Source organism: Rhodococcus sp. 2H158 (assembly GCF_053764755.1).
The window spans coordinates 182,905-202,841 of sequence record NZ_JBSNCE010000007.1 but is presented as its reverse complement, the minus strand read 5'-3'; the positions used below and the strand labels follow the sequence as shown (position 1 = coordinate 202,841).

The 19,937-nt window shown below is 69.4% G+C and carries 18 protein-coding genes, 1 tRNA gene and 2 pseudogenes; 11 read left to right on the top strand and 10 right to left on the bottom strand.

Going from position 1 to position 19,937, the window contains the following annotated elements; genetic code table 11:
* Window positions 1-42: 42 nt before the first annotated feature.
* The 3 genes from ACWPOB_RS09185 to ACWPOB_RS09175 form a co-directional block, all read right to left on the bottom strand.
* Window positions 43-831, bottom strand: a complete 789-nt coding sequence (locus ACWPOB_RS09185; RefSeq protein WP_455400608.1) for an MBL fold metallo-hydrolase — start codon at window positions 829-831, stop codon at window positions 43-45.
* 67 nt (window positions 832-898) lie between these two features.
* A complete protein-coding gene (locus ACWPOB_RS09180) occupies window positions 899-1,378 on the bottom strand; it encodes a RidA family protein (RefSeq protein WP_100055819.1) in 480 nt (159 codons plus the stop codon).
* A 5-nt stretch (window positions 1,379-1,383) separates the two neighbouring features.
* The gene (locus ACWPOB_RS09175; protein WP_006945567.1) at window positions 1,384-1,548 is read right to left on the bottom strand and encodes a DUF4177 domain-containing protein; all 165 of its coding nucleotides are present in this window, start codon (window positions 1,546-1,548) and stop codon (window positions 1,384-1,386) included.
* Window positions 1,549-1,590: 42 nt separating this feature from the next.
* On the opposite strand from ACWPOB_RS09175, the gene ACWPOB_RS09170 reads away from it, so the two are divergent.
* Window positions 1,591-2,604, top strand: coding sequence for an ArsA-related P-loop ATPase (locus ACWPOB_RS09170; RefSeq protein WP_100055820.1), 1,014 nt, complete (start codon window positions 1,591-1,593; stop codon window positions 2,602-2,604).
* Window positions 2,601-3,740, top strand: a complete 1,140-nt coding sequence (locus tag ACWPOB_RS09165) for an ArsA family ATPase (RefSeq protein WP_455400607.1) — start codon at window positions 2,601-2,603, stop codon at window positions 3,738-3,740. Before ACWPOB_RS09170 ends, ACWPOB_RS09165 begins: the two co-directional genes overlap by 4 nt.
* A 25-nt stretch (window positions 3,741-3,765) precedes the next feature.
* Here the strand turns inward: ACWPOB_RS09165 and ACWPOB_RS09160 are convergent, their stop codons facing one another.
* Complete coding sequence (locus ACWPOB_RS09160; protein WP_026137870.1) at window positions 3,766-4,089, bottom strand: WhiB family transcriptional regulator; 324 nt, start codon at window positions 4,087-4,089, stop codon at window positions 3,766-3,768.
* 301 nt (window positions 4,090-4,390) lie between these two features.
* Here ACWPOB_RS09160 and ACWPOB_RS09155 point away from each other — a divergent pair, with 301 nt between their 5' ends.
* A complete protein-coding gene (locus tag ACWPOB_RS09155; RefSeq protein ID WP_100055833.1) occupies window positions 4,391-6,742 on the top strand; it encodes a penicillin-binding protein in 2,352 nt (783 codons plus the stop codon).
* Between the two features lie 42 nt (window positions 6,743-6,784).
* Here the strand turns inward: ACWPOB_RS09155 and ACWPOB_RS09150 are convergent, their stop codons facing one another.
* A complete protein-coding gene (locus ACWPOB_RS09150) occupies window positions 6,785-7,261 on the bottom strand; it encodes a GatB/YqeY domain-containing protein (RefSeq protein WP_100055822.1) in 477 nt (158 codons plus the stop codon).
* A gap of 65 nt (window positions 7,262-7,326) precedes the next feature.
* Here ACWPOB_RS09150 and ACWPOB_RS09145 point away from each other — a divergent pair, with 65 nt between their 5' ends.
* From ACWPOB_RS09145 to ACWPOB_RS09135, 3 genes are all read left to right on the top strand, one after another.
* The gene (locus ACWPOB_RS09145) at window positions 7,327-8,280 is read left to right on the top strand and encodes a metallophosphoesterase (protein WP_100055823.1); all 954 of its coding nucleotides are present in this window, start codon (window positions 7,327-7,329) and stop codon (window positions 8,278-8,280) included.
* A 54-nt stretch (window positions 8,281-8,334) separates the two neighbouring features.
* A tRNA-Pro gene (locus ACWPOB_RS09140) sits at window positions 8,335-8,408 on the top strand.
* 195 nt (window positions 8,409-8,603) lie between these two features.
* The gene (locus tag ACWPOB_RS09135) at window positions 8,604-9,029 is read left to right on the top strand and encodes a DUF5994 family protein (RefSeq protein ID WP_455400606.1); all 426 of its coding nucleotides are present in this window, start codon (window positions 8,604-8,606) and stop codon (window positions 9,027-9,029) included.
* A gap of 20 nt (window positions 9,030-9,049) precedes the next feature.
* On the opposite strand, the gene ACWPOB_RS09130 is transcribed toward ACWPOB_RS09135, so the two are convergent.
* On the bottom strand, window positions 9,050-9,772 hold the full coding sequence (locus tag ACWPOB_RS09130; protein WP_100055834.1) for a TetR/AcrR family transcriptional regulator C-terminal domain-containing protein: 723 nt from the start codon (window positions 9,770-9,772) through the stop codon (window positions 9,050-9,052).
* 116 nt (window positions 9,773-9,888) lie between these two features.
* Between ACWPOB_RS09130 and ACWPOB_RS09125 the strand changes: the two genes are divergently transcribed.
* The 4 genes and pseudogenes from ACWPOB_RS09125 to ACWPOB_RS09110 form a co-directional block, all read left to right on the top strand.
* The gene (locus ACWPOB_RS09125) at window positions 9,889-10,017 is read left to right on the top strand and encodes a hypothetical protein (protein ID WP_455400605.1); all 129 of its coding nucleotides are present in this window, start codon (window positions 9,889-9,891) and stop codon (window positions 10,015-10,017) included.
* A 66-nt stretch (window positions 10,018-10,083) separates the two neighbouring features.
* Complete coding sequence (locus ACWPOB_RS09120; RefSeq protein ID WP_100055824.1) at window positions 10,084-11,304, top strand: fatty acid desaturase family protein; 1,221 nt, start codon at window positions 10,084-10,086, stop codon at window positions 11,302-11,304.
* Between the two features lie 70 nt (window positions 11,305-11,374).
* A pseudogene (locus tag ACWPOB_RS09115) lies at window positions 11,375-11,920 on the top strand (ABC transporter substrate-binding protein); the annotation flags it as partial.
* Window positions 11,911-13,230, top strand: a pseudogene (locus tag ACWPOB_RS09110) (GMC family oxidoreductase); the annotation flags it as partial. The pseudogenes ACWPOB_RS09115 and ACWPOB_RS09110, both read left to right, overlap by 10 nt.
* A gap of 231 nt (window positions 13,231-13,461) precedes the next feature.
* On the opposite strand, the gene ACWPOB_RS09105 reads toward ACWPOB_RS09110, so the two are convergent.
* The 3 genes from ACWPOB_RS09105 to ACWPOB_RS09095 form a co-directional block, all read right to left on the bottom strand.
* Entirely contained in the window at window positions 13,462-14,208 is a 747-nt protein-coding gene (locus ACWPOB_RS09105; protein ID WP_100055825.1) for a maleylpyruvate isomerase family mycothiol-dependent enzyme, read from the bottom strand.
* A 65-nt stretch (window positions 14,209-14,273) separates the two neighbouring features.
* Window positions 14,274-15,725 (bottom strand): family 43 glycosylhydrolase, encoded by a 1,452-nt coding sequence (locus ACWPOB_RS09100; RefSeq protein ID WP_455400604.1) that lies wholly within the window; start codon window positions 15,723-15,725, stop codon window positions 14,274-14,276.
* 140 nt (window positions 15,726-15,865) lie between these two features.
* Window positions 15,866-17,641, bottom strand: a complete 1,776-nt coding sequence (locus tag ACWPOB_RS09095) for a cholesterol oxidase substrate-binding domain-containing protein (protein WP_455400603.1) — start codon at window positions 17,639-17,641, stop codon at window positions 15,866-15,868.
* Between the two features lie 291 nt (window positions 17,642-17,932).
* On the opposite strand from ACWPOB_RS09095, the gene ACWPOB_RS09090 reads away from it, so the two are divergent.
* Entirely contained in the window at window positions 17,933-19,063 is a 1,131-nt protein-coding gene (locus ACWPOB_RS09090) for an LLM class flavin-dependent oxidoreductase (protein WP_165038379.1), read from the top strand.
* Between the two features lie 13 nt (window positions 19,064-19,076).
* Here the strand turns inward: ACWPOB_RS09090 and ACWPOB_RS09085 are convergent, their stop codons facing one another.
* Window positions 19,077-19,871: a metal-dependent hydrolase gene (locus tag ACWPOB_RS09085; RefSeq protein WP_100055827.1), complete on the bottom strand. Its 795-nt coding sequence runs from the start codon at window positions 19,869-19,871 to the stop codon at window positions 19,077-19,079.
* Window positions 19,872-19,937 lie beyond the last annotated feature (66 nt).

Below are 19,937 nucleotides of genomic sequence, written 5' to 3'. Positions count from 1 at the left end.
GCCGGTGCATCGTCGATGCACCGGCCTCGAGTGTTCGGGAGGTCAGGCGAAGCTGCGCAGGTACTCGAGCTGGACGTTGACCGACTTCTCCGCGGCCGGCCACAGCGACGGGTCCACGTCGGCGTACACGTGCTCGACGACGGATCGCGGCGTGGCGTCGTCCCCCAGCACCCGCAGCGCGGCCCGCACCTGGCCGAGCCGCTCCTCCCGATGGGCGAGGTAGCCGCGGGCGATGGACTCGAGGTCGGGCAGGTCCGGTCCGTGCCCGGGCAGAACGGTGTAGCCGGCGCCGAGGTCGATCAGCCGGCGCAGCGACCCGAGGTAGTCCCCGAGGTCGCCGTCGGAGTCGTCGAGGACGGTGGTGCCCCGACCGAGGATGGTGTCGGCGGTGAGCACGCTGCGGTCGTCCTCGACGACGAAGGACAGCGAGTCCGCCGTGTGGCCCGGCGTGGCGAGTGTCCGGATGCGCAGCCCGGCCGCCTCGATCACCTCGCCGTCAGCCAGGCCCGCTCCCCCGCCGTACCGGTGCCGGGCGTCCACGGCCCGCACCGCGCTGCCGGTGAGTTCGGCGAACCGTCCGGCACCGTCGGTGTGGTCGCCGTGCCGGTGGCTGACCAGGGTCAGCGCCACGGGCACCCGGGCGACGCGCGCGAGGTGCGCCTCGTCGAGCGGGCCCGGATCGACCACGACGCACTCGTCGCTGCCGGGCGCCCGCAGGATCCAGGTGTTGGTGCCGTCGAGCGTCATCATCGACGGGTTCTCCGCCAGCACCACCGCGGCATTGGCGGTGACCTGTCGCAGCTGCGCGTACGCGGGGTGAACCAGCGTCATGATCCGGCCTCCTCCGTCGGAAGGTGTGGGGTGCATCCCACTCTAGATCCGGCTCACCCCGCGCCCGTCAGCGCACCTCGGCGATGATCTCGACCTCGACGGGAGCGCCGAGCGGCAGTTCGGCCACGCCGACGGCGGAGCGGGCGTGCACGCCCGCCTCCCCGAACACCTCGCCGAGGAGTTCGGACGCGCCGTTGATCACACCCGGCTGGCCCGTGAAGCCCTCCGCCGAGGCGACGAAGCCCACGACCTTCACGATGCGGACGAGGTTGTCGATGCCGACGAGGCCGTCCAGCGCGGCCAGCGCGTTGAGCGCGGCGATGCGCGCCGCGGCCTTGGCGTCCTCGGCCGAGACGTCGGCGCCCACCTTGCCGACGAGACCGAGTGTGCCGTCGACGAACGGCAGCTGGCCGGAGGTGTAGACGTGGTCACCGGTGCGGACGGCGGGAACATAGGCGGCGACGGGTGCCGCCACCGGCGGCAGGCTCAGACCCAGTTCGGCGAGCCGCGCCGTCCAGTTCCGCCCCGCGGAATCCTCTGCTGCCACGCGACTCAGCCCTTCGGGCGCTTGAGGTAGGCGACGTGCTGCTCGCCGGTGGGTCCCGGGAGCACCGACACAAGTTCCCAGCCGTCGGCTCCCCACGTGTCCAGGATCTGCTTCGTGGCATGGGTCAGCAGGGGCACCGTCGCGTACTCCCACGTTGTCAATTCGCTCATGTCTCGACCCTATATGCGCACCGGACTTATAGGCTCGACGTCGTGGCATCAACGACTGCTGAACACGACGTCTGGCCGGCGAAGGCCGCACAGGCGCGGCTGCACTTCGTTTCGGGCAAGGGCGGTACCGGTAAGTCGACCGTCGCGGGGGCGCTGGCCCTGGCCCTGGCGGCGGGCGGCCGCAAGGTGCTGCTCGTAGAGGTCGAGGGACGGCAGGGCATCGCGCAGCTGTTCGACGTGCCGCCGCTTCCGCCGGTCGAGACCAAGATTGCCACAACGGACAGCGGCGGCGCCGTGCATGCCCTCGCCATCGACATCGAGACGGCCTTCCTCGAGTACCTGGACATGTTCTACAACCTCGGGTTCGCGGGACGGGCGATGCGCCGGATCGGTGCGATCGAGTTCGCGACCACGCTGGCGCCGGGCCTGCGGGACGTGATCCTCACCGGCAAGATCAAGGAGACCGTGGTGCGTACCGACCGCACCGGCGAACCCGTGTACGACGTGGTCGTGGTGGACTCCCCGCCGACGGGACGCATCGGCAGCTTCCTCGACGTGACCAAGGCGATGGCCGACCTTGCCAAGTCGGGTCCGATCCGGTCGCAGAGCGAGGGGGTGGTGCGGCTGCTGCACTCCGACGAGACGATGGTCCACCTGGTCACGCTGCTCGAGGCGCTGCCGGTTCAGGAGACCGCCGACGCGGTGGCCGAGCTGCTCGCGGCGGACCTGCGGCTGGGCACGGTGATCGTCAACCGCACCGCCCCCGACTTCCTGCCCGAGGAGATGGTCGACGAGGCCGCCGCCGGCCGGATCGACGCGGAGGCCGTACGCGAGGGGCTCGACCGCGCGGGGGTCCCCCTCGGCGACGAGGACTTCGCGGGTCTGCTGACCGAGACGATCGAGTACGCATCCACCCTGCAGGCGCAGCAGGTCAGCGCCGCCCAACTCGACGAGGTGAACGTGGCACGAATGCATCTGCCCGCGCTGGCGGACGGCGTGGATCTCGGCGGGCTGTACGAACTCGCCGAGCAGCTCGGCGAACAGGGCGTGCGGTGACCGCGCCGCGGGCGCACCACGCGCCCCCGCTCGACGTCCGGTCCATCCTCGCCGACCCCTCGTCGCGCATCATCGTGTGCACCGGCGCGGGCGGGGTCGGCAAGACGACGACCGCGGCGGCGCTGGCCCTGCGTGCGGCCGAACAGGGCCGCAACGTCGTGGTGCTGACGATCGATCCGGCTCGGCGGCTGGCACAGGCGCTGGGCGTGCAGGCCCTCGACAACAGCCCGCAACTCGTGCAACTGGGGCCGGACGCGAAGGGCGAGCTGCACGCGATGATGCTGAACATGCGCCGCACCTTCGACGACATGGTGCTCGAGCATTCGGCGCCGGAGAAGGCGCAGCAGATCCTCGACAACCCCTTCTACCAGACGGTGGCCTCGTCGTTCTCCGGGACGCAGGAGTACATGGCGATGGAAAAGCTCGGGCAGCTCGCGGCGAGCGACACGTGGGATCTGATCGTGGTCGACACCCCACCGTCGCGGAACGCGCTGGACTTCCTCGATGCACCGCAGCGGCTCGGGGCGTTCCTGGACGGCCGGATGATCCGATTGTTCACCGCGCCGGGCCGCGGGCTCGGGCGGCTGGTCACGGGCGCGATGGGCCTGGCCCTGAAGGCGGTCTCGACGATCGTCGGCAGCCAGATGCTCTCGGACGCCTCGGCTTTCGTGCAGTCCCTCGATTCGATGTTCGGCGGGTTCCGGGAGCGGGCCAACCGCACGTACCAGTTGCTGCAGCAGCCGGGCACCCACTTCATGGTGGTGGCCGCGGCCGAACCGGATGCGCTGCGCGAGGCGTCGTTCTTCGTCGAGCGGCTCTCCGAGGACCGGATGCCGCTCGCGGGTCTGATCCTCAACCGCACGCATCCCACGCTGTGCCCGCTGCCGGCCGACCACGCCCTGACCGCGGCAGATCTGCTCGAGGAGCAGGGCCGGAAGGAGAACGCGCCGGCCGAGGCCGTGCTCCGGGTCCATGCCCATCGGGCGGTGACGGCGAAGCGGGAGCTGCGGCTGCTGGCCCGGTTCACGAGCGCGCACCCGCGGGTGCCGGTCGTCGGCGTGCCGTCGCTGCCGTTCGAGGTCTCGGACCTCGACGGGCTGCGCGCCGTCGCCGATCAGATGACCCGCGAGGCGTAACCTCGCGGGTCTCGGAGGTGCGCGGTCAGACGGCGTTCTGGTGCTGACGCTGCGCTTCGAAGAAGTCGGCCCAGGAGTCGACTTCGGGGTGCTGCTTGAGCAGCGCCCGGCGCTGACGTTCGGTCATCCCGCCCCACACGCCGAATTCCACGCGGTTGTCGAGGGCGTCGGCGCCGCACTGCAGCATCACCGGGCAGTGCCGGCAGATGACTGCGGCCTTGCGCTGGGCTGCGCCGCGGACGAACAACTGATCGGGGTCCACTTCTCGGCATCGGGCTTTCGATACCCATGCGATGCGTGCTTCTGCTTGGTCTACGTCGAGCCGGGCCATCGGGGTGGTCATGTGCATTCAGTTGCCCCTTACTCTCCGAACGCCGTGTCACGGGGTCCTGGAAGGCGCGCAGAATCGGCGGCGTAGCACGACGGATCTGCACCACATTCCTATTCAGGTGTTATCTGCATCACACTGAGGACTCAATCTAGGTAAAGACTTCCCCGGATGCAAGGCGGAGAAACACTTTTCTGGTACGCCCGTGCATCACTGCACGTCGGAGGGCTTTTGCCAGCGCAACGCGCACACGGGAACGCGTGCGCCGGGGTCTGCGCCCCGCGGTGGCACGTACTGTGTAGGCGTGTCGATCGGAAAAACGGTGGCGAAGCTCGCAGGATGCACGGCACTGGGCGGAGTCCTGCTGGCCGGTGTGATGTTCCCGGCGGCCGGAGGCTTCGGCTACGTGTCGAACCGCGCCGCGGACACGGTGGACAACAGTTCCGCCGAACTCGTCGAGGGCGTGGTGCCGGCGGTCACCACGATGACCGATGCGGCGGGCACCCCCATCGCCTGGCTCTACGACCAGCGCCGGTTCGAGGTGCCGAGCGACCAGATCTCCAACGAGATGAAACTCGCGATCGTCTCCATCGAGGACAAACGCTTCGCCGAACACCAGGGCGTGGACTGGCAGGGCACCATCCGCGCCTTCCTCACCAACACCACCAGCGGTCAGGTCGAGCAGGGCGCGTCCACGATCGACCAGCAGTACGTGAAGAACTACCTGCTCCACGTGGTCGCTAAGACCGACGCCGAGCGGCGCGCGGCGATCGAGACGACACCCGCGCGCAAGATCCGGGAGATCCGGATGGCGCTGACGCTCGACGACGAGCTGACCAAGGACGAGATCCTCACCCGCTACCTGAACCTCGTGCCGTTCGGGAACGGGTCCTTCGGCGTGCAGGACGCCGCCCAGACGTACTTCGGCATCGACGCGAAGGATCTGAACGTCACCCAGTCCGCGATGCTCGCCGGCATGGTGCAGTCCAGCTCCGCGCTGAACCCGTACACCAATCCGGACGGCGTGCTTGCGCGACGCAACGTCGTGCTCGACACGATGATCCAGAACATCCCCGAGCGTGCCGCCGAGATCCGGGCCGCGAAGGAGCAGCCGCTCGGCGTCCTGCCCGAGCCGAAGACCCTGCCGCGCGGGTGCATCGCGGCGGGCGACCGCGGGTTCTTCTGTGAGTACGCCCTGCAGTACCTGGCCGAGGCCGGGTTGGCGCGCGAGCAGATCGACAAGGGCGGATACCTGATCCGCACCACGCTCGACCCCGAGATCCAGAACTCGGTCAAATCGTCACTGGACAAGTTCACCAGCCCGACCGTCGACGACGTCGCGACGGTGATGAACGTGATCCGGCCCGGGGAGGATTCGCACCGCGTCCTGGCGATGGGGTCGAGCCGCGTGTACGGCCTCGACGGCGGGGCCTCTCAGACGGTGCAGCCGCAGCCGTACTCGCTGACCGGTCACGGCGCCGGCTCGGTGTTCAAGATCTTCACCGTCGCCGCGGCGATGGAGAAGGGCCTCGGCACCAGCGCCGTGCTGGACGTGCCGTCCCGCTACAACGCCCGCGGCCTCGGCGACGGCGGTGCCCCCGGATGCCCGCCGGCCACCTATTGCGTCGAGAACGCCGCACCGTACCCGTCGAAGCTGTCGGTGCCGGACGCGCTCGCACAGTCCCCCAACACCGCCTTCGTCAAGCTGATCGAGGCCACCGGTGTGGACGCGGTCGTCGACATGTCGGTGCGGCTGGGCCTGCGCTCGTACGCGCAGCCCAACACGTCCGGCTTCGGCGAGCAGAGCATGGTCGACATGCAGAAGGCCCAGCACCTCGGCTCGTTCACGCTCGGCCCCACCTGGGTGAACCCGCTGGAGCTGTCGAACGTCGCCGCCACGCTGGCCTCGCACGGCAAGTGGTGCCCACCGACGCCGATCGACGCCGTGTTCGACCGCGACGGCAAGCCCGTGCCGATCACCCAGCAGGCGTGCGAGCAGGTCGTCGAACCGGGGCTGGCCGACACCCTCGCCACCGCCCTGAGCAAGGACACCGCGGGCGGTGGTACGGCGTCCGGTGCGGCCGGATCGGTGGGCTGGAACCTGCCGGTGGCGGCGAAGACCGGAACGACCGAGTCGCACATGTCGTCGGCGTTCGTCGGGTTCACGAACAACCTGGCCGGGGCGGTCTACACCTACGGCGACTCCCCCACGCCGGGGCAGATCTGCAGCGGACCCGTGCGCCCGTGCTACGACGGCAATCTGTTCGGCGGCACCGAGCCGGCCCGCACCTGGTTCACGGCACTGCTGCCCGTCGCGAACAAGTTCGGCCCCACCGAGTTGCCGCCCGCGGACCAGAAGTACGTGCGCGGCGCCGGCAATGCCCAGGTGCCCAACGTCGTGGGTCTGAACCGTCAGCAGGCGAGCCAACGGCTGATCGACGCCGGCTTCCAGGTGACGGAGACGACGGTCAAGGCGGAGGGCCGCAGCGGCACCGTCGCCTCGGTTTCCCCGTCCGGGTCGGCCGTCCCGGGGTCCACGGTGACCATCTTCGTCAGTGACGGCTCGGTGCGCGCCGCGCCCCCGAGCCCGAGCGCGACCCCCGGCCGACCGACCGAGAGCCAGGTGCCGGACACGACGGTGCCGGCCGCACCGGCGCCGATCCCGGGACGATGACCGTCGCCGCCCGGTCGCGTGACGACCGGGCGGGGTTTTCGGCTACAGGCGCGACTTGACGGCGGCGGACAGGCGCTTGCCGTCGGCCTTCCCGGCGGCGATCGCGGTCGCCGCCTTCATGACCTGACCCATCTGCCGCGGCCCGGGCCGCTCCCCGATCTCCTCGGCGACCTGCGCGATGGCGGTGTCCGCGACGTCGGCCAGCTCAGCGTCGTTGAGCGGCGTCGGCAGGTACTCGTCGATGATGCGGGCCTCGGCATGCTCCTTCGCCGCCAGTTCGCCGCGACCGTTCTCGGTGTACACCTCGGCAGCCTCGCCGCGCTTCTTCGCCTCGCGCGCGAGCACCTTCACGACATCCTCGTCGGTGAGCTCGCGCGCCTGCTTGCCGGCGACCTCCTCGGTCTGGATGGCGGCGAGCAGCATGCGCAGCGTGTTGATGCGCAGCGGATCCTTGTCCTTCATCGCGGCCGTGAGGTCGGCGCGGAGCGTGGACTTGAGCGAGGACGTGGTGTCGGACATGCCTCGACGCTACGCGGCGCCCTGCGAACCCGTGCGCGGACGAGCCCCGGCGGTACGCTGGAGAGGTGCCAGACGTTCCCAATCTTCGACGTGCCGCGATCGGCGCGGCCGGTGCCGCCGCCCTGGGCCTCGGTTACGCGACGCTCATCGAGCGCAACGCCTTCGCCCTGCGGGAGGTGACGCTCCCGGTCCTTGCGCCGGACGCCTCGACGCTGCGCGTGCTGCACCTGAGCGATATCCACATGACGCCCGGGCAGCGGCTCAAGCAGAACTGGCTCCGCGAACTCGATCGCCTCGAACCCGACCTCGTAGTCAACACCGGCGACAACCTTGCGCATCCGAAGGGGGTCCCCGCCGTCGTGCAGGCGCTCGGCGGTCTGCTCGCCCGGCCGGGGCTGTTCGTCTTCGGCAGTAACGACTACTTCGGGCCGCGGGTGAAGAACCCGCTGAAGTACTTCGACCGCGACCACGAGCGCGTGCACGGCGTGCCGCTGCCCTGGAGCGATCTGCGCGCCGCGTTCAGCGAGCGCGGCTGGCTCGATGTCACGCACGTGCGACGCGAACTCGAGATCGCCGGGGTGCGCATCAGCGCGGTCGGTGTCGACGATCCGCACATCGACCGGGACCGGTACGACACCGTCGCGGGTCCGGCGAACCCGGCGGCGGATCTGCGGCTGGGGCTGACCCACTCACCCGAGCCGCGCGTGCTGGACCGGTTCGCGGACGACGGCTACGACCTCGTGATGGCGGGCCATACCCACGGGGGCCAACTGTGCCTGCCGCTGGTCGGCGCGCTGGTGACCAATTGCGGGCTGGACCGGTCGCGGGTCAAGGGCGTGTCGCGCTGGGGCTCGCACATGCGGTTGCACGTGTCGGCGGGCATCGGCACGTCGCCGACCGCGCCCGCCCGGTTCTGGTGCCGGCCCGAGGCGACGCTGCTGACGTTGATCCCGGCCCCGCGCGAGCAGGCTCGCAGCACCGCGGACGCGGGCACCCGGAGCACGTTTTCACCGCACTGACCAGGCGATTTAACCGTCACCCCGATCGTGCTGTAAGCTGACCGAGGTTCGAAACGGGGTGTGGCGCAGCTTGGTAGCGCGCTTCGTTCGGGACGAAGAGGTCGTGGGTTCGAATCCCGCCACCCCGACTCGTGAAGGACCCGATCGGGGCCCCTTCTCCACCCGGAGAAGGGGCCCCGATCCCGTTCTCCGGGTCTCGGCACGACGCGCCCGACGCGCCGGTGACGTACGGTGAGCAGACCGGCACGTTTCCCGCCTCGAGCGCCCGGCTCGACGCCTCCCGGTGACAAGTCGGTCTCCTCGAGGCCGCGCAAGGAGCGTCCATGACGCACAACCACTCCGTACCGTCGCGACGCCCCCCTGCTCGATTCCCCACCCCGACCCAGACTCCCCGCGTCCTGCTCCGGCCGAGCTCGGCACCACCGTCACCGATCGACGGATCATGGTTCCCGTGGACCGCGAACCTCACCGATGAGCTGGACGACCTGATCTCCGCGCTCACCCTGCGACTCGGCCCCGTTGCCCGGGTCTGCTTCGACTGGAACGCCCTGCAGATATCGCGAAAGCGAATCGACGAGTTCGACCTCGACTCCGGCGGTATCGCACTGCGCGAGCCGGCACCCGGACAACCACCGCACACGATGTACATCCTCGGGTGCAACGGCGCCCAACTCGTGCTGGTACTCCTGTCCCCCGATACCGAACCGGATCACGCCTACGGCATCATGCGCACGTTGGCGGATTCGTAGGTCCGGCCGGCGCCGGCGGCTCATCCGGACGGCCGACCGTCCACGGAGTCCAGTGTTGCCCTCAGGCCGGAAAAGAAGAGGTCGAGGCCGCGTTCGAATTCGGCGGCGCCGTCGTAGGAGGCCAGTATCGGCGCGAGACTGCGCAGGAGAGGGAACTCGTCGATCGGTAGGCGATGCAGTCCCAGGCGGAGCAGGTCGTCGGATTCCTCGGGCCGCTCGACGAGTTCCTGCAACTCGTCGAGGACGTGACCGTGGAGGAATCCGAACAAGGCCCGGTAGACGTGCAACGCATCGGCCGCGGAGAAGCCGGCCCGGGTGAGCAAGGTCAGGATGCCTTCGAGCGGGCGCAGAGTGCCGAGCGGCCGCAGCGCGAGGGGTGTGGCCAGGGGGCGGGTGACCAGCAACGGAACCACGTGCGGGTGGTCGAGGGCCAGTCGACGGAAATCCCTTGCCACCGTTCGTAGCTGATCTTCCCAGTCGCCCTCCTGGGGGTCGACGACCAATTGCTCGAGGACGATTTCGGCAACTCCGTCGAGGAGGGCAGCCTTGTTCGGCGCGTGACGGTAGAGGGTCATCGGATCCCGGCCGAGAGCCTTACCGAGGCGGCGCATCGAAAGCCCCTCGACGCCGTCGCGATCGATGATCGTGAGCGCAGACGCAAGGATCAACTCCCGGGCTCGAGTGTTCCCGCCGGACCTGCCGTCGTCGGATCCGATCGAGCGGCCCGCAGGAAGCTTCGGCATCACGGACTCCTCTCCGTTCGTCTCCACTGTAGCTCTATGCCGTAGGTCTACAGCGTTGACACCTCGAGTGCTGCGGGTGTTGACTGGGTCTACCCCCCAGGGCCTCGGAGGCCGCCATGATCAACGTTCTGCGACCGAACCCCCTGCTCGCTGCCGTGATCGTCGGGCCCGGAGGGCCGAGCGACAGCGACCGAGAACACGACTCCACGGGGTACGCCGTGGCAGGCCGCCGCAACCACTACTGATGCAGTCCTGCCGTGCGGGGCCGAATCCGGCATCGCACGTTGCGGACTCGATACGGAAAGAACACGATGGCGATCTCCGACATCAAGGAATATGCGCACCTCACCGCGGAAGACGTCGAGGCGCTCAGCACCGAACTGAACGGGATCCGCCGGGATGTCACCGAGTCGCTCGGCGCGGCGGACGCCGCCTACATCCGGCGCACGATCGCATTCCAGCGTGTACTGGATGTCGCTGCCCGGCTGATGATATGCGCCAGTAGGGCACCGTCCGGGTGGGTTCTAGGGGTGACAGCACTCGCCGTGGCCAAGAGTGTGGAGAACATGGAAATCGGCCACAACGTCTCGCACGGGCAATGGGACTGGATGAACGACCCGGAAATCCACTCCACCACGTGGGAATGGGACATGGCCGGGCTGTCCTCACAGTGGCGGTACTCCCACAACTACCGCCACCACGTCTTCAACAACGTCGTCGGCGTGGACGACGACCTCGGCTTCGGTGTCATCCGGATCACCCGCGACCAGCCTTGGCAGCCAGGCAATCTGGCGCAACCGCTGCGAAACCTGCTGTTGGCAATCACATTCGAATGGGGGATCGCCCTGCACGGTCTGCATTCCGCGCACGAACACGCCGACAGCGAGGCCGAGAAGACCGTCCACAGCCGTGCATTGATGGGAAAGGTTGTCCGCCAATCACTCAAGGACTACCTGCTCTTCCCTGCCCTCAGCGGTCGTCGCTGGCGGCGTACCCTGGTGGCCGACCTGGTCGCGAATCTGCTCCGGAACCTGTGGTCGTACGTGGTGATCTTCTGCGGGCACTTTCCGGACGGCGCCGAGAAGTTCACCGTCGTCGAGCTCGAGCGCGAGACAAGGGCGGAATGGTATCTCCGGCAGATGCTCGGAAGTGCCAATTTCCGCGCCGGCTCGGTGATGGCCTTCATGAGCGGTAACCTCTGCTACCAGATCGAGCATCACCTGTTCCCGGACCTTCCCAGCAACCGCTACGCAGAGATCTCCACGAAGGTCCAGGCGCTGTGCGAGAAGTACGATCTGCCGTACACCACCGGCTCGCTCGTCCGTCAGTATTTTCTGACGCTGCGCACAATCCACAAGCTCGCTCTGCCTGATCGATTCCTGCGCGCGACCTCCGATGACGCCCCGGAAACCGCCTCCGAACTGAAGTTCCGCTCCCCGACTACCGCGCCGGCCGTTCCGCCGGGGTCCCCGCGGCCCCGCCGTCGGACAGTTCTGCGGACCCTGCACATCGACCGGCGCAACCGCCGGTGAGGGACCCGACAACGGGCTGATCCTCCGGGGTGGAGCCACGGAGGAACAGAGGCAAGGATAGCCTGCCCTCATGCACAAGCTCAGACATCTCGGCCGCCTCACCGCCGCGGCCCTGCTCGTCACCTTCACCGTCGCAGCGTGCGGCGGCGCGGCCGAGTCGACCCGCGACACCGGCTCCGGCAACACCGACGTGGCCACCGGCGGCCGGCTGTTCGCCACCGCCGACGAGGAGACGGCGAAGCTCGGCAGCGACGCCGCACCCGGCCGGTTCCCCCGCGTGGTCACCCACGCTCTCGGCGAGACGGAGATCGCGGCCAAGCCGCAGCGCGTCGTCGTGCTCGACGGCGGCGAACTCGACGACGTCCTCTCCCTCGGCCTCACACCCGTGGGCATCGCGAGTCCCGAGGGCGCGGCGGAGCAGCCGTCGTATCTCGCGGACCGGCTCGCCGGTGTCGCCGACGTGGGCACGATCAACAACCTCGATCTCGAGGCCATCGGCGCGCTGCGGCCGGATCTGATCGTCGGCAGCAAGCTCCGCGCGGACAAGATGTACCCGCAGCTGTCCGCCATCGCCCCGACCGTGTTCTCGATCCGGCCCGGTTTCCCGTGGAAGGAAAAGTGATCGGCGGCGGCGGATCCATCAACGCTCAGGTCTTCACCCGGGGTGCGCGCGAGGACTACGACGAGTGGTCCCTCAAATACGGCTGTGCGGGTTGGTCGTTCGAGGAAATCCGGAAGTACTTCCTGCGGTCCGAGGACAACGAGCGACTGTCGGCGCCACATCACGGCGTGGGCGGTCCACTCGCGGTCTCCGACCCGGTGAACCCGCACCCGCTCTCCAAGGCGTTCGTGCAAGCAGGACAGGAGTTCGGTCTGCCCTTCAACGGAGACTTCAACGGCGCGAACCAGTTCGGAGTCGGTCTCTATCAGACGACGACGAAGAACGCCCGCCGATGCAGCGCCGCCGTCGGCTATTTGGCACCCGCACGGAAGCGGGGCAACCTCACCGTTCGCACGAACGTCACCGTGTCCCGTGTTCTGCTGGACGGCAAGCGTGCCACCGGGATCGAACTCCTCACCGATCACGGGGTGGAGTCGTTCAGGGCGTCGCGTGAGGTGCTGATCGCCGCCGGGGCCTTCGGCTCCCCGAAGATCCTGCAGCTGTCCGGCATCGGTAACCCCGAGGATCTGAAGAACGCGAATGTCGCTGTCGAACATTCTCTTCCGGGTGTCGGACGCAACCTGCACGATCACTGCGATCTCGATGTCATCTACGAGCTGAACCGATACCAGAGCCTCGACCGGCTCAACCTGGTTCGCCCGGCGACGGCGGCCGCCGGTCTCGAGTACGCGGCGTTCCGGCGAGGACCGCTCGCGTCCACCGTGGTCGAGGCCGGCGCGTTCAGTTTCGGACACGCGAACGAGTCGATCCCGGATCTGCAGTTCCACTTCCTGCCTGCGGCGGGCGTCGAGGCCGGAGTTGCGGCAGTGCGCCCCGGGTACGGATGCACCCTGAACTCGTACTCGTTGCGACCGGAAAGTCGTGGATCCGTGAAGATCCGGTCCGGCGATCCCACCGACATGCCACTGATCGACCCGAACTTCCTTGCCACCGAGTTCGACCTCGAATCGAGCATCGAAGGGCTGCGGCAGAGCCGCGAAATCATGGCGCAGTCGTCCATCGCGCGCCATATCAAGGCCGAGCACCTCGCGGGTGGGATGTCGGTCGAGACCAAGGACGACTACGTGAAGTTCGTTCGTGCCTACGGCCGCACGTCGTACCACCCGGTCGGAACGTGCGCGATGGGAGTCGGTGACGACGCCGTCGTCTCACCCGATCTCAAGGTCGTCGGCATCGAAGGACTGCGCGTCGTCGACTCGTCCGTCATGCCGCGAATCGTCAGCTCCAACACCCAGGCGCCCACCGTCATGATCGCCGAGAAGGCGGCCGACTTGATCCGCGCGGAAGCGTACGAGCGACGACGTCCCCTGCCGGCGCGCACACTGTGGCGCGCATTCTCGTGCGCCGACAGAGTTCGGCGTGCGCGCTGCGCACGGGCGCGCAGGGGTGGGCCGGGCGGTGGGTGTGCACGCCCCGACGCGGAGCCGAAGGGCACTTTCACGTCACCGAACCCCCGAACTACTCATGGATTCGGTTCAGATCGTCACCTCGTCGCGCCAACGCGTCAGCAGCGCGGCGTCACCGAACACGTCGAATCGATCGAGGGACGCCCGGTTCCACAGGAGGAGCAGCAGATCCGACGCCGACCCGCGTACTGCGACGTCCCCCTCGGAGTGGGTGTGAACGACGGAAGGTTCGTCGGCATCGAAGGTGATCAACCATTCGCCCTCGCCCGCGGCGAGGGCGGGGTCGGTCGCATGCAGGTGCATCGTCTTCCCCGACCCGGCCGGCGACCCGGCACTCCCCGCCCCGCCGAGGGCACGGAACGGGAGCAGCACCCCGAAGAGTTCGTCGATGCCCTCGACGGCCAGCGCGATGTCGACGGGCGTGGTGCCCACGCCCGCGGCGAGCTCGGCGTCGATCCGGTGCAGCGCAGTCTCGACCGCCATGCGACGGACCCAGAACGAAGCCGGTTGCGGTCCGGCGAAGGTCTGCTCGTCGACGTGCGGATCGGCCGACTGCACGGCCTCCGTCAGCTCCTCGAGTCCGTCCCGCACCCACGCGACGACGGCGGCCCCGGCCGGAGCCGGTGGGATCTCGGTGCGACCGCCGGTGCGCAACCAGCCCGCCGCGTTCCGGTGCACTCGGCCGACGTGCCCGAGAAGCCGTTCGACGGACCAGCGCGGGCAGGTCGGGACCGGCCGGTCGAGCCGGCCTTCGCCGGCGGCGAGCAGCCGCTCGGTGTCTGCGCGCAACAACGCCGAATAGGAGGCTCGATCCATCCCTCGATTATGGGCGGCTCCCCCGGCGCGCCGAAGCCCCGGCGCGCCGTGGTGGGACCGCACGGTCAGCGGGCCGTCTCGCGCACTCGCAGTGTCACCACCTCGAGGGGGGCGCCGACGTCCGAGAGCCCGTCGGATTTGCGGGCGGTGACGGCACCGAACTCGACCGTCTCCACGCCGTGGGTGCCGGCGAAGGCGTACAGGCCGTAGGTGCCGTTCGCCGCACTGTCGCTCACCGTGAAGGCGATTCGCTCCTCGCGGGTCTCCCCCGGCGCCAGATCGACGTCGATCGGGCCCAGGACCGGCTCGCCTTCCTCGCCGTTCGGACGGACCGCGCTGCCCCACACCTGACCCGTGTAGGGCGCGTCGCCGGGTGCTTCGACGAGCATGGTGGCTTCGATCACCCCGCCCGAGGCGGGCAGCGTCGTGGCCGTGTCGGCCGTGAGCGAGACGCGTACGGGAAGATCCGTCCGGGGAACGTCGGGGCGGGTCGACGACGGGGACCCGTCGCCGATCTCCGGCCAGCCGTTGGCCCACACGATCCGGTCGATCATGCCCTCCCGTCGCTGGGCACCGCTGGGAAGCTGGAGATCGTCGCGGGGAATCGCGTGGTAAACGATCCAGTCGTCGCCGGCGTCGTCGGTCACCACCGTGTTGTGCCCGGGTCCCGCCCACGGATCACTGCCGGCCAGGATGAGCGCGCCGCCGCCGCCGTCGAGGTCGTCACCCTTGCGGTCGACGTACGGGCCGGTCAACGACTCGGACCGGCCGACGAGCACCCGGTAGGCGGTGTCTGCGCCGTTGCAGCAGTGGCCGGAGGAGAGGAACAGGTAGTAGTAGCCGTCGCGGTATTCGACGTGCGGCCCCTCGAAGCGTTCGTCCGCGACCCGGACCGGTTCGCCTGCGGGGGCGGTTCCGTCCGCTGCGAGCGGGATGGCGTAGACGCCCTTGAAGTTCCCGACGAACATCGTCTTCGTCGTGCCGTCGTCCCACACGAACGGATCGATCGTGCCCTGGACGCCGACGTCCTCGGCACAGAACACGGGACGGCCCAGGTCGGTCCACGGGCCGGCCGGTCCGGGTGCGGTGGCGAGGCCGATGCACGGATTCGCCCCGTCCGGCAGCGCGTAGTAGAGGCTGTACCCGGTGTCCGACTCGATCACGTGGGGAGCCCAGACGTAGTTGTTCGCCGGATGCCATCCGGGAATCTCGGAGAACACGTCGTCGACGTACATCCAGTCCGTGAGGTCGAAGGACTTGAAGACGGACATCCCCCGCAGTCCCCGGCCGTCCCCCCAGTCGTCGCCAGTGGTGTACATGTAGTACGCCCCGTCGGGCGCCCGCACGATGCTGGGGTCGGCCGCGACGGGCTCGACGATCGGGTTCGCCGCGCCGGGTGGCGCCGGCGCGATCAGGAAGGCGAGCAGCGACATCGCCGCCGCGACGGACCCCCGGCGGACGTGGCGTCGAGCCGCGTGTGTACCGCCCGCCTTCTTCCCCGTCTCGAACTTCCGCACGTCGCTCCCACCGTCGGACTCACATGGAACGGGGCAAATGTATACGGATGTGACTGGTGTGAGAGTTGTGAACGGCGGAAGCGGCGGGATCGAAACCGAACCGTGCCCTCGGACCGTAGCGGGAACCCCTCCCGCGGCCCCTACACCGGCGGCAGCAGCCGGTCCAGGAAACCGTTGCTGAACACCCGGTGCGGATCGTGCCGATCGAACGACGCGCGCGCCGCGTCCCAGCCCTCGTCGGCGGACAGCCCGGTGCGGTACATCGCCGGGATCGTCTCGCCGAGGAACCGCGAATCCCGATGTCCCCCTTGCTCGTCGAACGCCCAGCCCTTCGACCACTCGGACCGGAAGGTGGCGTAGTCACCGGAGTAGTGGTCGGCCATCCACTGCTCCATCTCCCGGAAGAACGCGGACTGCCCCGCGGTGCCGGGAATGGAGACGACGTTCATCCAGATGGCGGTGTCCCAGTCGGGCCGGTCGGGACGGGGACGCACGGCCGACAGATTCGGCGCTCCCGCCGAGCCGACGAGCACCTCCGACTGGTCGTCGACGGTGCACAGTCGCACCTCGAACGGCATGTTGACCGGATACTGCCCGAGCGAGGCGTAGTGGGTCATCCGCTCGCGCAGCCAGGTGGTGAACTCGTGGACGACGCGGGCGATGTTCGCGCGCCGCGTGACGACCACCCCGCCGCCGGCGATGACGCGCAGCGTAGTGGCCCGCAGGTAGAACAGCAGGTCCTTCGACCAGCCCCACAGGTCGGCGGTGCCGGTGGCGGCGAGACCGGCGGCGACGGCCCCGAACTGACCGGCACCGAAGGCCGGGGTGGCAGCCTGCATCCCGCTCGCCACCTGACCGAGAGGGGTGGTGACCTCCTCGGGGATGCTGTCGGAGAAGAAGTAGTTGTACGGGCCGTGCACCTCGCGCGCGGTCGGCGGCTTCTCGGGGCACACCGACCAGATCTTCAGCCACGGCGTCTCGGTGAAGGGGAACCAGATCGCCTCGACGCGCCCGGACTCCTCGACGAACCGCTCGAAGGTACGGCCCGGGGAACCGGGCGGGGCGAACAGTTCCTGCCACGGCACGTCGGTGAAACTCTGGCAGCGCAGCCGGTAGTTGGCCCCGGCCTGCAGGGTCACCGAGGTGACGAAGCTGCGGCCCAGGTGGGCGAGCAGGGGCGTGATCTCGGGTTCGGACCGACGGAACTCGCGCAGTTCGTAGGCGCCGGCGGCGGCGTTCCACACGACGGCGGTGAGGGCGACGACGAGGTTCGACAGCGAGCCGAACGACTGGCCGGGGAGCGCACGCTCCCCCGCGGCCGGATAGGTGGCGCCGTGCGCGCCGATCGACAGCGCGCCCGCGATGGTGATGTCGCCGATCGCGGGGGCATTGGCCCAGCCGAGGCCGTGCTGTTCGAGCGCGGTGAGGATCGACTCGATGCCCGCGCCCGCGCCGGCGGTGACGGTGGCGGGTGTTCCCGCGGGATCGACGGTGACGGCGTTCAGGTGTGCCATCGTGTCGATCAGCACGATCTTCTCGACGCTCTCGCCGGGCACGACGGTCAGCGGGCTCCAGCTGTGCATGGTGCCGCGCGGCCGGACGCGGTAGCCGTGGGCGCGGGCCCAGTCGGCGATGCGCACGACGTCGTGCGCATCGCGTGCGGTGGCGGTCCACACCGCGTCGAAGCGGATCGTCCGGGCCCAGTTCTCGAAGCGCTGCTGGGCCAGCGGGATGTCTGCGGGGAACTCCGGCGGTGCCGGAATGGTGGCGCGCGGATCGCCGGCCGGGACCGCGCCGGCGGGTGTCCAGGCGAGACCGGTCAGTGCGACGGCACCGGCGGCGCCGAGAAAGCCTCGTCGGCTGAGGGTCGTGGTCGAGGCGGGGTCGCCGTCCGTCCGGGCGTCGCGGGGGTCCACCGGGCTGGGCTCCGATCTGGGAAGAGGCAGAAACAGAGCAAAAATAGAACAAGTTCTCTTTCGATGCCAGTGGTTCCGTAATGCGCCGCCGAACCGGCTGAACGCCGCCGTCCACGACCGGAGCGAGGACGTAGGACCCTTGCCCCGGACCCGGGCACGGGCAGACAGTGACAAGTGCCGTTGCACGGCGGCGACAGAGTGCCGTTGCACGGCGGCGACAGAGTGCCGTTGCACGGCGGCGACAGAGCACCGCCGGCCGCCGGTGAACGGACAGGCCCGGAAGGGAACGCCATGACGTCTACCACGATCGATACCGGCGTGTACGTCTCGTCCGACCCGCCGTGGCGCGAGGTGCGGATCATCACGGCGCTGGCGAGGTATGGCGGGCTGACGTCGCTGTTCGTCTGGGACCATTTCCAGGAGTTCTACCCGACCGCCCTGTGGGACAGGACCTTCACCCGTTTCAGCGATCAGGTGTCGAGCCCGCACGAGGTGTTCGACTACCAGACCCTCCTCGGGGCACTGGCGGCCCATGCGGGGAGGATGCGGCTCGGGGTGGCAGTGAGTGAGCCGATCCGGCGCCACCCGGTGCTGCTCGCTCAGGCCGCCCTGACCCTGGCGCATCTGACCAAGCGCGCACCCATCCTCGGCCTGGGCTCCGGGGAGCGAATGAACACCGAACCGTACGGGCTGTCACAGGCACACCCCGTCGAACGACTCGGCGAAGCCCTGCAGATCGTCCGCCGCTGCCTCGACTCGCACGGCCCGTTCGACTTCGACGGCACGCACTTCCATCTGGACGGTGCGGTGATGGACCTGCAGGCCCCAGCCGGGCGCACCCCGGAGATCTGGATCGCCGCCCACGGACCTCGGATGCTGCAGTTGACCGGGCGCTACGGCGACGGGTGGCTGCCGATGACCATCGCGCTGCGCACCCCGGACGAGTACGCGGCGAAGCTGGCGCGCATCCGTACCGCCGCCGCCGAGGCCGGCCGCGACCCCGACCGGATCGTGCCGGCGTTGGTGGCCTACGTCCTCGTCGCGCCCACACAGAAGCGGGCGCAGGCGATGCTGCACAGCCGGATGATGCGGTACTGGACGCTGCTGTTCTCTGCCGAGCACTGGGCCGCGGCCGGCGCGGTACATCCCTTCGGGCCGGAGTTCCGCGGCTCGGTCGACGTGATCCCGGAACGCTACGACCGGGCCCGGTGGGAAGAGGCGCTCGCGGCGGTGCCCCCCGAGGTCACCGAATACGGATTCCTCGTCGGCACACCGGGCCGGATCACTGCGCGGCTGCGGGAGTTCGGGGAGGCCGGGCTGCGGCATGTGGTGCTCGGCACCACGTCGTCCTACCTGTCGCTGCAGGACTGGGCATTCACGGCGCCCGCCGTGCATCGCATCGCCGCGTCGCTGCGCAGGTGAGCACCTCGAGGACCTACACCCCGACGGCTTCCCGCAGGAGTTCCGGCGCGCCGTCGATCGACCACACCGCTATCGCGACCGCGGCGATCGTCAGCCCTGGACCGAGGATCGCCAGTTCGAAGGCGCCGCCGGCGCGGATGGCAAGGAACCCGGGCATCCTGATCTCCCACCAACGCTCGCCGCGCCACGGCACGAACGGCGCGAGGAACGGTATGCCCTCCTTGGTGACGGCGTCGCCCAGGCAGTGCGTCGCGCACCCCAGCGCCACCGACACCCCGAGGCCCACCGAACCGACCTCTCCGGGGAACCAGTTCCACATGAGCACCGACAGCACCGCCGAGGTCGCGGTCACCACGAGCCAGCCGTTGCGCTTGGCCCATCCGTCCGCGAGCCCGCGCAGCGCCAGGCCGAGCGTGACGAACAGGACGGCGACGACCGCGACCCGGTCGAACCGGGCGACGAGCGTGGACACCCCCGCCCCCAGCAGGCCTGCGAACAGGGCCGTGTGCGTCAGCGTGCGATGCCCGCCGCGACGGCTGCGGTCGCGGCGGCCCTTGGTGAGCGTGTAGTAACCGAGCGAGAGGTTGTCGATGCCGCGCGCCGCGACCTGACTCACCGGCCCGAAGGACCGCGCCACCGTCGACTGGGGCGTGTCGAGATCCGGCAGGAGGGCCGAACCGGCGCAGACCGCGGCGAACGCGAACGTCTCGGCCGTGGATGTGGGCCCGCCCCACTCGCGGGGCAGCACGTCGGCGACGAGGAGGCCGACCAGCGCCCCGGACACCGCGTGGGTGGGACCCATGACCATCGCTGCAGGCACCTTTCGATCGGAGAACGAACCGATGTCAAACGTAGCAATCACATCCGACACTTC